At 59.4% G+C, this 12,072-nt stretch carries 10 protein-coding genes; 2 read left to right on the forward strand and 8 right to left on the reverse strand.

All coding sequences use genetic code 11. The features are described from left to right. Positions 1-234: 234 nt before the first annotated feature. The 3 genes from PCLY_RS03565 to PCLY_RS03575 all read right to left on the reverse strand — a co-directional run bounded on the left by PCLY_RS03565 (position 235) and on the right by PCLY_RS03575 (position 4,786). The gene (locus tag PCLY_RS03565; protein WP_061237887.1) at positions 235-948 is read right to left on the reverse strand and encodes a S1 family peptidase; all 714 of its coding nucleotides are present in this window, start codon (positions 946-948) and stop codon (positions 235-237) included. Between the two features lie 126 nt (positions 949-1,074). Then, positions 1,075-3,558, reverse strand: a complete 2,484-nt coding sequence (gene plsB, locus PCLY_RS03570; RefSeq protein WP_061237889.1) for a glycerol-3-phosphate 1-O-acyltransferase PlsB — start codon at positions 3,556-3,558, stop codon at positions 1,075-1,077. 385 nt (positions 3,559-3,943) lie between these two features. Then, positions 3,944-4,786 carry an EamA family transporter gene (locus tag PCLY_RS03575; RefSeq protein ID WP_061237890.1) on the reverse strand — a complete coding sequence of 281 codons (843 nt, stop codon included), beginning with the start codon at positions 4,784-4,786 and terminating at the stop codon, positions 3,944-3,946. A 280-nt stretch (positions 4,787-5,066) separates the two neighbouring features. On the opposite strand from PCLY_RS03575, the gene PCLY_RS03580 reads away from it, so the two are divergent. After that, positions 5,067-6,932 carry a bifunctional diguanylate cyclase/phosphodiesterase gene (locus tag PCLY_RS03580; protein WP_061237892.1) on the forward strand — a complete coding sequence of 622 codons (1,866 nt, stop codon included), beginning with the start codon at positions 5,067-5,069 and terminating at the stop codon, positions 6,930-6,932. 27 nt (positions 6,933-6,959) lie between these two features. Here PCLY_RS03580 and PCLY_RS03585 read toward each other — a convergent pair whose 3' ends face one another. The 3 genes from PCLY_RS03585 to PCLY_RS03595 all read right to left on the reverse strand — a co-directional run bounded on the left by PCLY_RS03585 (position 6,960) and on the right by PCLY_RS03595 (position 8,918). Next, on the reverse strand, positions 6,960-7,565 hold the full coding sequence (locus tag PCLY_RS03585; protein ID WP_061237894.1) for a DUF7822 domain-containing protein: 606 nt from the start codon (positions 7,563-7,565) through the stop codon (positions 6,960-6,962). Between the two features lie 105 nt (positions 7,566-7,670). Then, positions 7,671-8,108 carry a DUF695 domain-containing protein gene (locus PCLY_RS03590; protein WP_061237895.1) on the reverse strand — a complete coding sequence of 146 codons (438 nt, stop codon included), beginning with the start codon at positions 8,106-8,108 and terminating at the stop codon, positions 7,671-7,673. A gap of 294 nt (positions 8,109-8,402) precedes the next feature. Continuing rightward, positions 8,403-8,918, reverse strand: a complete 516-nt coding sequence (locus PCLY_RS03595) for a hypothetical protein (protein WP_061237897.1) — start codon at positions 8,916-8,918, stop codon at positions 8,403-8,405. Positions 8,919-9,401: 483 nt separating this feature from the next. Between PCLY_RS03595 and PCLY_RS03600 the strand changes: the two genes are divergently transcribed. Beyond that, on the forward strand, positions 9,402-10,409 hold the full coding sequence (locus PCLY_RS03600; protein WP_061237898.1) for an IS110 family RNA-guided transposase: 1,008 nt from the start codon (positions 9,402-9,404) through the stop codon (positions 10,407-10,409). A gap of 289 nt (positions 10,410-10,698) precedes the next feature. On the opposite strand, the gene PCLY_RS03605 is transcribed toward PCLY_RS03600, so the two are convergent. Beyond that, complete coding sequence (locus PCLY_RS03605) at positions 10,699-11,043, reverse strand: hypothetical protein (RefSeq protein WP_231740103.1); 345 nt, start codon at positions 11,041-11,043, stop codon at positions 10,699-10,701. Between the two features lie 87 nt (positions 11,044-11,130). Then, positions 11,131-11,598 (reverse strand): hypothetical protein, encoded by a 468-nt coding sequence (locus PCLY_RS03610; RefSeq protein WP_061237900.1) that lies wholly within the window; start codon positions 11,596-11,598, stop codon positions 11,131-11,133. Positions 11,599-12,072 lie beyond the last annotated feature (474 nt).

The raw sequence follows: 12,072 nt of genomic DNA on the forward strand, positions 1-12,072 counted from the left end.
TCCCGTAGGAGCGGCTTCAGCCGCGATGTTTTTTGTCCGCCACGGATGCATCCAAGTGCCGTAGCCCGGATGCAATCCGGGGCGATGGTTGCACGCATGCCAAAGCTGTCGCGGCTAAAGCCCCTCCCACAGTTCCACGCGTACTTGTGGGAGGGGCTTTAGCCGCGATTGGGTGGGGCACTTTCCCGGATTACATCCGGGCTACTCGCTGAAGCCGCTCCTACGGACAGGGAGTCATTCGGTCAGCGTCATCAGAATGTCTGCATACCAGGTGCAGTTCAGGCCCAGCGCTTCGTCCTGATCCTCGTCGCGATCACCGAGCAGGCGCGTGGAATGGATGCCCAGCAGATGCCAGGGCAGCTCGCCATCGACGTTCGCGCGCTTGACCACGGGCGCGCCGCTGATGCCGCGATGAGTGCGGCCGTCGGTGAGGAAGTAGCCCAGCCCCTGGAAACGCAGGCCGAAAGACGACGCCAGCCCGGCGTGACGCGCCACCGGCATGCGGTGCAGGGTGTCCTGAAAGCCCAGCGGGAAACCCACCACCAGCAGCGTCGAGCCGATTTCTACATCTTCGTCAGGCTGCAGCAGGTGTTGCGGGGTGAAGGCGTGATAGGCGCCGTTGCGGGGCAAGGCCGGTTGATCCAGTTCGATCACTGCCACATCGATCTCGCCGGCGCCATCCATGCCTTGTCGCCACAGTTGCTGCTCGCCGTCGTACAGCGGGATGGAGAAGCTGACGGTGCTGGCCAGGTTGTAGGCGTCGGTGTGCAGCTCGATCTGCAGGCTGTCCGGTTGATGGCCGCTGGGTTCGTCGAGTACGACATGGCGGCTGGTGACGAGAAACAGCCGCTGATCGCGGCGGAAGAAGAAACCACTGGCATTGGTCAGTATCTGCCCAGCGGCCAGGGTGGTGATGCGTGCAGCGCTCAACATCAGGGAATCGATCATGGCCTGGGCCTCCTGCCGGTGTGGGGTTTATCGACTGACTACTAGACGCGTGACGGGTTCGTTTTCATTCGCGCCTGGCACATTGAACCCGCACGGTGGATGTAAAAAGCGACATCCACCCTACGGTCAGGCGCTGGTCGGCTCGTCCTCGTTGCGATCGAGCGCCACCTGGCGGATCGACAGGCGAATCTCGGCGGGCAACACGCGCTTGGCGGCGCCTTCGGCCAGTTCGCTGAGCAATGGGTGGTGGCTGAGCTTGCCGGCTTCGTCCTGGCGCAGCACGCCCTGATCCAGCAGGCTCTGGATGAAGTGGCGGAACAGACTCTTGTCGAAGAACTCCGGGGCATTGAGGCCATGCAGGATCGACAGGCGCTGGGCCATGACCGTGCACAGGTCTTCCAGCTCCTCGGCGCTGATCGCGTTCTGCCCGGCGTTGAGCAACAGGGCGATGGCCATGTAGAAGCGCTGCAGGGTCTGCGCCACCGAACGCGACAGCAGGGTCAGCAGCACGAACTGGCGCGAGCTCGGCGCCGGGCGCACGTACACGTCGCCTTCGACCTTGAGCAAGCCCTGCTCGACGAACGCCGCCAGCCACTGGTCGATCACGCCTTCCAGCTCGCTCGACTCCCAGCGGATGAACAGCTCCGATTGCAGATAGGGATACAGCGCGCTGGTAAAGCGCAGGATCTGTTCGCGGCTGATCCGCGCGCTGCTCTGGAAGAAGCTGGCCAGCAGTGCCGGCAGGGCGAAGATGTGCAGTACGTTGTTGCGGTAGTAGGTCATCAGGACGGCGTTCTGCTCGTCCAGATAGAGAATTTTGCCCAGCGCGTCCTTCTGCTCGGCCAGCAGATCCATGTCCTTGACGTGTTCGATCAGCGCCGCGCCGTCGCCATCGGGCAGGGTGGTGTGCGGCGAGTAGGGCACCGCGCGCAGCAACGCCAGGTACAGGTCGAGCACACGGGCCAGGGCGCGGTCGTCCAGGGCCAGTTTGCTGGTGGACAGCAGCGCCAGGGCCACGAGGTTGACCGGGTTGATCGATGCCGCCTCGTTGAGGTGGCGCGCTACGCGCTCGCCGAGGCGGTTGGTGGTTTCGTTGAGCCAGGCCGGGCGGTACTGCGGGCCCAGATCCTGCTGGCGCCAGCCCGGTTGCTGCTGGTCGAGGAATTCACCGAGCTTGATCGGCTCGCCGAAATTCACCGAGACCTGGCCGAAACGCTGCTTGAGCGCGCCGAGCACCTTGAACAGGTCGAAGATCGACTCCTTCTTCTTGCTCGCGCCGCGCAGCTCGCCCAAATAGGTGCGGCCTTCCAGTACGCGCTCGTAGCCGACATATACGGGCACGAAGACGATGGGCAGGCGGTGCGAGCGCAGGAAGCTGCGCAGGGTGATGGCCAGCATGCCGGTCTTCGGCCGCAGCATGCGCCCGGTGCGCGAGCGGCCGCCCTCGACGAAGTACTCGACCGGGAAGCCCTTGCGGAACAGGGTGTGCAGGTATTCGTTGAACACCGCGGTGTACAGCGGGTTGCCCTTGAAGGTGCGGCGCATGAAGAAGGCACCGCCACGGCGCAGCAGGCCGCCGATCACCGGCATATTGAGGTTGATGCCGGCGGCGATGTGCGGTGGCGTCAGGCCGTTGCGAAACAGCAGATAGGACAGCAGCAGGTAGTCGATGTGGCTGCGGTGGCAGGGCACGTAGATCACCTCGTGGCCCTGGGCGATGTCGCGCACGCCCTCGATGTTGTGCACCTTGATGCCGTCGTAGATCTTGTTCCAGAACCAGCTCAATACCAGTTCAAGGAAGCGGATCACCGTGTAGGTGTAGTCCGAGGCGATCTCATTGCCGTAGCGCAGCGCCTGGGCTTCGGCCTTTTGCAGGCTGATCTTCTCGCGCTCGGCTTCATCGGCAATCGCCTGGCGCACCATCGGGTCATGCACCAGACCTTTGACCAGGTTGCGCCGGTGCGACACGTCCGGGCCGATCACCGCGGCCTTCTGGTTGCGGAAGTGCACGCGCAGGATGCGGTGCACCATGCGCAGCGTGCGCTCCTGGCCCTTGTCCTGCTCGACCAGCTCGCGCAGGTGGATCGGCGTGGAGAACTGCACGCGGGTCTTGCGCCCGAGAATCAGGATGCTGATCAGCCGGCGCAGACGCCCGGTGACGGCCCAGCTGTCGGCGAACAGCAGCTTCCAGGGGCTGGTCTCGCGGTCCGGCGACTGTCCCCAGAACACGCTCACCGGCACGATCTGCGCGTCGTCCACGGCATGCTGGCTGAGGGCGCCGACCACACGGTCGAGCGTTGGCGAGATGCCGCGCTTGTCCTGGCGGCCGAACCAGTCCGGCTCCGGCATCAGGTAGAAGAAGGCGGCGGGCTCGATATGCTCCCCGACCGCCACCGGCAGCACCGGGCGCGGCAGGCCGGCCTTGGTGCACTCGCGGTCTACCACGGCCAGGTCGCTCACCGAGGGCTGCTGCAGCACGTAGAACACCGGCTTGCTGCGGTCGAGCCTGAGGGTGAAGGCGGACTGGTTGATGGTTTCCGAGCGTACCCAGAGGTACAGCAGGCGGCGCAGCGCGCTGAAGGCCATGCGGCGCAAGGGGGAACGGGTCATACGGACTCTTGAGCAGGTAAACGAGCAGGTGCTCGGGAAGGGCGCTAGTGTGCCGCAAGCCGCGTCTGGCGGGCAAAAAACTCTCGCGTCCAGGCGGTCAGCCCGACCAGCATGGCTGCGGCGTATGACGAAAAAACGGTCGGCGACTCAGTGCCCGTTGATCAACAGAACTGTAAAACGGGCCTGGGTTCCTGATCAGAATGCCAAGTCAGGCCGCCGCGCGGGTGCGGATGGTCTCCTGACCTGCTGGTTGCGCCTGGGTACCGGGTAGGGGCGAGCTCTGCTCGCGACGCTTTTGCACGTGGCGATTCGCGAGCAAAGCTCGCTTCTGCAGCTGTCCTGCCTATCCGTAGCCCGGATGAAATCCGGGGACAAGGCGGCGTCCTCACGCCAGCTTCATCACCACCACGCCGGTTGCGATGATCATGCAGGCCAGCAGGCGAGTCGGTCGCAACCTCTCCTTGAGCAGCACCACTCCCAGCAGCACGGCAAATACCACGCTGGTCTCGCGCAGGGCTGAAACCAATGCCACGGGCGCCTGGGTCATGGCCCAGATGACGATGGTGTAGGCCGCCATCGACATCGCCCCGCCGGCCAGTCCGCCGCGCCAGTGCGGGCCCAGTTGCAGAAAGGCGCGCGGCCCACGGCTGATGGCCAACACCGCTGCCATCACCACACCGTTGACCGTGAACAGCCACAGCGAATAGCTCAGCGCATCGCCATTGCTGCGCGCGCCCACGGCGTCGCTGAGGGTGTAGCCGGCGATGAACAGGGCCGTCATCAACGCACAGAACAGCATCGCCCCCTGCGGCGCCTTGTGCTGGCCGCCGCGCAGGGCCATCAGCCAGATGCCCAGCACCAGCACCAGCAGGCCCAGCAGCTGCAGGGCGCTGAGCCCGTCGTGCAGCAGCAACAGCGAGAGCAGGGCGACCATCAGCGGCGAGCTGCCGCGCGCAATCGGGTAGACCTGACCGAGGTCGCCATACTGGTAAGCGCGGGCGAGGAAGAAGTTGTAGCCGATGTGCAGCAGCGCCGACAGCGCGATCCACGGCCAGGCTGCTGCTTGCGGTACGGCAACCAGCGGCAGTGCACAGAGCGCCACCAGACCGGCGCCGATCTGGATCAGGGTGGCGGTGAGAAAGCGGTCCAGTCCGATCTTGAGCAGGGCGTTCCAGCCGGCATGCAGGGCGGCGGCAGCGATGACGGCGAGAAAAACCGTGGTTTCCAAGGCAGGCCTCGAAGGCAGGGGATTGTCGAACATACCAAGCAGCAGCCGTGCGCATGCCGCTCGGTTCGAGTTGATGTGGCTGGGGGGCAGTGGCGGTCGTCAGTCTGCCGCAAGCGCGATTTTCGGGCAAAAGCCTTTACTGCCTGAAGTCAGCACAGTGGCGCAACACTGCCTAAGATTCAATGCAAGGCAATGGATCACGCCCCGCGACGCTGAACGAAAGGGCTGTTGGCCCTGAACCACTGGAAGACAGCCCGCCAATGGCCTGGAGAACAAGGCGATGACCCCTGACGTGCATGATGCCGTCGCTCGACGCCCAAGAATCGCGACACCCCTGAACCTGCTGATCGTTCTGGCGAGCGTATTCATCGCCATCGTCTGGCTGATCACCCTGCAGCGCATCGCTTTCGAGCGCGAGCAGGCGCTTGCCGCAGAAATGCAAGCCAACTCCAGCCTGGCCATCGCCTTCGAGCAGCAGGTATTTCGCGCACTGAAGGCAGCCGAGCAAGTGGCGGCTTTCGTGCGCGAGCAGTACCGCCGGCAGGGCAAGGCCATCGATCTGCGCCGTTGGGTCGAGGAGGGGGTGATCCGTGAGGAGATGTTCACCATCGTCAGCGTGGTGGACGAGCAGGGCGATATTGTCAGCAGCAGCCAGGCCACCGGCTCGGTGAACTACGCTGATCGCGAGTTCTTCAAGGCTCAGCGCGATGCAGGCATCGACCGCCTGTTCATCAATCGTCCGGTGCTCGGAAGGGTGTCCGCACGCTGGCTGATCCCCATGTCGCTGCGTATCGAGCGCGATGACGGCAGCTTCGCCGGCGTCGTGGTGATGGCTGTCAGCCCCCAGGACGTCACGCATATCTTTCAGCAGCTCGATCTGGGCCCGCAAGGGTTGTTGGAACTCACCGGCCTCGATGCTGTGGTGCGTGCGCGCAAGGTCGGTAGCCGCAGCGAGTTTGGCCTGGAAGCCGAGGCGCTGGCCTGGTTTCAGCGCCAGAAACTGCAAGGCACCGATGATTTCTACGACAGTGGTGAGGCCCTGGACGGCGTTGCCCGCATCGTCAGCTACCGCACCATGGCTGACTATCCGCTGATGGTGACCGTCGCGACGGCCTATGACGAGCAAATGGCCACCACCTTGCAGCGGCGCAGCAGCTATCTGATGGCCGCCGTCGGGGTCACCCTGGTGGTCATGCTGCTGGTGGGGCTGCTGGCGCTGATGCTGGTTCGCCAGCGTTCGGCCACCGAGGCCTTGCAAGGCAGCGAAGCGCTGTTTCGCGCCACCTTCCACCAGGCGGCCATGGGCATCGTCCACATCAGCCCCGAGGGCCGGATACTGCGGGCCAACGAGAAGTTCGCACGAATGCTGGGTCGCCCGGCCGAGGAACTGCAGGGCGGTAACATTTTCGACCTGAGCGATGCCGAAGTGGCCAGCGCCGCCCGCGAGGTGCTGAGCGAGCAGTTGGCTAGCGAGGTGCAGGCACTCCCTCCGGAAATCGAGAAGACCTACCGCCACGAGGACGGCTCGCTGCTTTGGGTATGCGAGGCCCTCAGTGTCGTGCGCAATCGCCTTGGCCACCCGGAGTTCGTGGTGTTGGTCGCCCAGGACATTACCGAGCGCAAGCACCTGGAAGCGCGCCTATGCCATGACGCCGAGCACGACGCCCTGACCGGGCTGGCCAACCGCGTCAGGTTCCAGCAACGGCTCGACCAGGCGCTGGAATCGGTGCGTGACCAGCAGCAGTTGGGGGCCGTGCTCTATATCGATCTCGATGGCTTCAAGGCGATCAACGACCGCCACGGTCACGCGGTGGGCGATAGCCTGCTGCAGATGGCCGCCAGGCGTCTCGAAGGCTGTGTGCGCAGCACTGACACGGTCGCGCGTTTCGGCGGCGACGAGTTCGGCATCGTCCTTGCCAATCTGTACAGCCGCGAGGATTGCGAGAGCGTGGCGCTCAAGGCCCTGCAGGTGCTGGGCAACCCCTTTGACCTGGACGGCAGCGAGGTGCGGATATCGGCAAGCGTAGGCGCCGCGCTGTTTCCTCTGCACGGTGAAAACGGTCAGCAGCTGCTGAAATATGCGGACCAGGCCATGTACGCGGCCAAGCACGCGGGCAAGAACCGCTTTCACTGCTTTGCCGGATAGGGCTGGTGACGGCAGAAAGCGCGTTCTTCAGGCCTCGCTGAAGTCGAAGTAGAGAATGTTCGACCAGTTTCCCAGCCCCAGTCCGTGGATGACGGGCATCACATCCTGTGCCGGAGGTGGAGGCTCGGGCCTGCGGCCGAACAGCCTGGCGAACAGACCTGGGGGTTCAGGTGTCACAGCAGGCGGCGGTAGCAAGGACTGCAATGCCTGCTCCATTTCAGGTTGCAGATCCTTCACCTCTCCCAGCAGCGCCCGGTTCTGCTCAAGAAGCGGCGTATCACCCATATCGAAAATCTCACCACACTCCAGAACGAAGTACTGGTTCCGGTTCTCGGGCTTGTTCAAGAACTCGATGGCTTCGCCAATCAAACCCTGCGCGGCGGGAAGCTCTATTTGCGAGAGGAAGCCTTCCAGGTTTTTTACACCGTCGGCGTAATCGCCTATCAAGGCGATGTCCTCCGAATTGTCCCAAATCGAAGAGGGGCACGTTCGAGGGTTGCCAGAGAGCAGAATCTTGAAAACCAGCGGTATGTCGTAGTTCCACTCCGAAATACCCACCAGCTTCCGGCCATTGGCCTTGGCGCCTGGCCCGGGAATGACATTGGTTGAGTAGAGATAGCTACGGTTAGCCATGGATATCGCTCCGCTGCTCGAGCGCTAAGGGGCGGACTTGAGGCCACGCCGGTGACTGCGGTGGGCTGTTGCCTTGGTCAAACAACGCGGCCGGGGCTGGGGCATTCAGTGGACGGTGCTCATGCTCTGATGCAGCTTGGCAAGGTCGCTCCACTGCGGGTCTTCATAGAAGTTGATTTCGATGGGGTAGGCCGGGTGATCGCTTAGCGCCTGGTTCAAATTGGCCATGAACGCTTCGCGGTCCGCAATGTAGTAGACAAACTCCTTCAGGCCGTTGCCGGTTGCCGTATAGGCGTCCAGATAGACCGAACCATTGCCACCTATCGTCTCCAGTCCGTCCTCGAGCCTGATCATTTCCTTGTTGATCCGGGCCGGCGGCAAACCGTTGTTCTGTGCAGCCTCGTATTTCCAGGAAATCACGGTAAGCCAGGGCATCTTGTGCTGGATGTCCACGGGGGGCGCGTCGGCGATGAACTTATAGATGATCGGCTTGCCTTCGATCGTTGCTTTGGCGACTGACCAGATGCGTTCTGTAGATGCCATGGAAGAGACTCCAGCTAAAAAAGAGGGCGACTGTGATACGGGTGTTTGATCATGCCATTGATGTGACGTGGTGCGTATCTCCCGAGGTGGTCTGCTCGAGAGGGTGAGTGGGACATTCAGCTTTACCTGGCAACCCGGTGTTTGTGAATCATTTTCGCCCGGCTGTTTGGCGAAGGTGTCACAGGCGGTCGCCAGATGCTCGCAAGCGGCATGAGTATTACCTCTAACGATTAAACGACGGGTGGACTTTAGCCTGCCCGCAGTGAGCGGAGCGAAGGGTTTGTTGTTACGCCTTTACTTCTCACGTATAGCAACGGCTGCAAAGAAGTGTACATCGTCCTCGGGGCCGTTTATTAAGAACTTTTCAACCTTTGCAAGAGGAAATGTAAAGCCTTTCTCTTTGCTGTAAAGAACTGCCGCGCTGGATAGAGACATTCCTAGCGACTCGAAGAACTCTGGCTCTAATGCCTTTGCACTTTTATAGTCAAGCCACTGCCAATTTGCCTTTGCGTCGTTTTTGCGAATTACCTCACCAACGTAAGCGCCTGCTCTGAGTACAACGCGGTTCCAAGATGATTCAATTTCTTTATCTGAGCGAACGTTTTCCAAATACACGTTGACTTCCTTAAGGCTTTCTAAAGAGAAATCAAGCTTGCTTTGGTTTAATGTGTCTTGACCTAATGTTTCTTGGTCTTCGTAAAATAATTGCGACAATTCAATCAGCGCTTGGTTTGTATCGACTGGTTTCTCTGCCATTGCCATACTTGCGTTCAGGATTAGTAGGAAGCTCAGGGTAATGCGTATATCCATGTTTTGGCCTGGCGTTTGGTTAATGTGCGGGTTTTAGCCCGTCCTAGTGAGCGCAGCGAACGGTTTGAACTATTTACAGGTGTTAATCATAGCCGCCTCGCTGCACTGACCTTGTTTTTTTTGACTTCCGTTTGCCTAAATAAAAGTCTATTGCGGAATATATTAAGACTGCTACGCAAAGTAACGCCAATGCATAGGCAAAGAAATTATCAGTCCCAAAGAACTTGGTTATTTTGCCAGCGATAATTGCCGAAATGACAAGTGTTAAAATAAATCTTATTCCGGCTCCTATTGCTGATATATATTCACTTACGGCTTTTTGTGGATCCATTTTGATTTCGCTTTAATGCCTAACGTTTGGTTAAGGAGCGGCTTTAGCCGGTCCCGAGTGAGCGAATCGAGCGACTTGAATGCTGTAATGGACTCTCCCCACCCCACAGCTCTATACCAAGGTGTCGAGGATTTTTGAGCGGGAGATTCGTGATGAAACGAATCGCTGTTGATCTGGCCAAGTCCGTTTACCAAGTTGCCGAGAGTGTCCGTTCCGGCCAGGTGGTGCAGCGCAAGCGGCTGAACCGAGAGGCGTTCCGTCGATATATACAGGAGCAGGCCGAGCCGGTCGAGTGGGTGATGGAAGCCTGTGGCACAGCGCACTATTGGGGGTGGCTGGCGCAATCGCTCGGTCATCAAGTGAAGCTGTTGCATCCTCGCTATGTACGGCCTTACCGCCGTAGCAACAAGACCGACCGCAATGACTGCGATGCGATGCTGGAAGCGGCGCGCTGCGCCGACATGCATCCCGTGCCGGTAAAGAGTCGTAATCAACAACAGCTCCAGCAATTGCACGGGCTGCGGGAAACCTGGAAGAAAAGCCGTACCCAGCGGATCAACCTGCTGCGCGGCATGCTGCGTGAGGCAGGTATCGAAGCGCCGACCTCAACCGTCGCCTTCATCCGGGCAGCCAATGAGCTGGTTGACCACGTCCTGGCCGAGATCAACCTGTACGAACAATGCATGGCCGAGTGCGAACAGCAACTCAAGCGCTGGCATGCTGAGGATGAAATCGTGCGCAAACTGGATGAAGTCAGCGGTATTGGCCTGCTGACTGCAAGTGCCCTGACCACCGCTGTCGGCAAGCCTGAGCGCTTTGCTAACGGTCGCCAGCTCAGCGCCTGGCTGGGCATGACGCCGCGGGAGTTCAGCAGTGGCGACCGCCGCAAACTGGGTCATATCAGCCGTCAGGGCAATGTTTATGTACGCACCCTGTTGATCCACGGCTCACGTGCAGCCTTGCTGGCGGCTCAGCGTTGCCAGGCACGAACGCCAGAGAAATTGACCCAGTTACAGCGCTGGGCCGTCGAGACGGCAGCCCGTATTGGCCACAACAAAGCGGCTGTGGCGCTGGCGAACAAATTGGTCAGGATCTGCTGGGCGGTGTGGTGCCATGAGCGGCGTTTCAATGGCAATTGGCAGAGCACAAAGCCCGCCTAATGGCGGGGGTAATCAGTAAGGAAGATGGTTTTCTTGTGGTTGTGGTGAACTGCAGCTCTGTCGGAACAGGCGAGTCCGGCAGCGGAACAAGGCCGATAACAATGATGATCCCCGTGATCGATTGAACGCTTGACCCCGCTGCGCGAACTACAGAATGGCCAGGGCGGCAAAGCCCAACACAGGCCGGATATACGAATGCAACCGCGCTGACGACAAGTGCAAAAGAAAAGCTTTGCTCACTACTTGTGGGGAGAGTCCATATACAGTTGTTAGGTGCTCGCAGCAGGGCTTAGTGGAATTGTTGGTTATATGACGCAACGTGTTCAGGAAATAGCTCATTGTAAATTTGGTAGGGAATACCAAGGATGTTGAGCTCGATGAGTTCTGTGCCAGCTTCGGCAGAATAATCCAGAATGCTCACCCCTGCACACGGAATGACTAGGCCCGCATTAGTGTGTACAGAGAGCTTTAGTGCATCTTGATTAAGATGGTTATTGAGGCACTCATGACGAATCATGCTGTACTCGTCTGTGGGTTTAAAAGCGCCAAATGCAACGCCCATGGGTGCATCGCCGCTCTCAAGCTCGGAGTAGCCGATTACAGTGGCATTTGAGTAAACAGTGAACTGGGCCATGTTGGCACCTAACGTAGAGCTAACCGGCGCTGCGCAGCTTTATCGCGCAGCGTCCAGCGACCGGAGGGAGCGAGGTTGAGCGCCATGTTAGGCCGTTGTTTCCCAAGCGAAGTGAATGAATTCGCTCTCATACTCTGCAATGACTGAAACAAAGAACTCTGTCTTCATAGAGTACATGAGCAGAGCGCCTAGGAATACTTGATCACTTGCCAGCGGAAGAATCGGAGGAGTAACTAGGCCGCTGCAATATGTTGCTACCAAATCGTTGAATGCTAGTTCATTGATTGGCTCAAAGTAGGCGCCAGACAAATAATCATGCAGATATGGCTCTCGCCCTCGCCAATCATCAGCAAGTTCTGCAGCGAGCCAGAAGCGCAAGCCGTTGTCGCCTTGCGCCTTCGGAGAGCGAGTAATGCGAATTGACTCTTCACCATCAGGAACCTGAAAGGCGTACTGCGGATAACAAATGTAGAAGAGCCCCCGATATGCCCCAAGGTGTTGGAGTCGACAGCATTCAATCTGCAACAATTTTTCGTAGTCAATGCGACAGAACATAGAAGGCCTAACGTTTGGTTAAGGGGCGGGCTTTAGCCCGTCCCAGTGAGCGCAGCGAACGGTTTGAACCACTAGTTAGATAGCGTTTTAGGAGTCCCATGGAATTTGCTTTAGCTCCCATGCACTTTCGTATCTTGCCCGCTCTCTAATTGCATTAGGTTCGCTTGGGGGAACCTCGTTGGAGTAGTTGGAGCACCAAGTGTAGCGTTCTCTTGACCAAGTCACGATTATCTCTGCTTCGTTCCAATATAAATTGGACAGCAGTGTTTCGAACTCCTCCAGCCACTCGTTATCTACGCAGTAAAACTCCTTGTATCCCGCAGAGAAATGAATATGACTTCCGTAATAAGAGTGCGATCTGCTCTGTGGCACATAGGAGAAAAGGCTTTTAATTAGATAAGCACCGGTCGCTGGCAAAGCTTGAAGCTGCCAAATATTATGAGCATCCTGAGATTCTGTCGTGACCCCCGAAAT

The organism is Ectopseudomonas composti (assembly GCF_001567565.1).
GTDB classification, from domain to species: domain Bacteria; phylum Pseudomonadota; class Gammaproteobacteria; order Pseudomonadales; family Pseudomonadaceae; genus Aquipseudomonas; species Aquipseudomonas composti_A.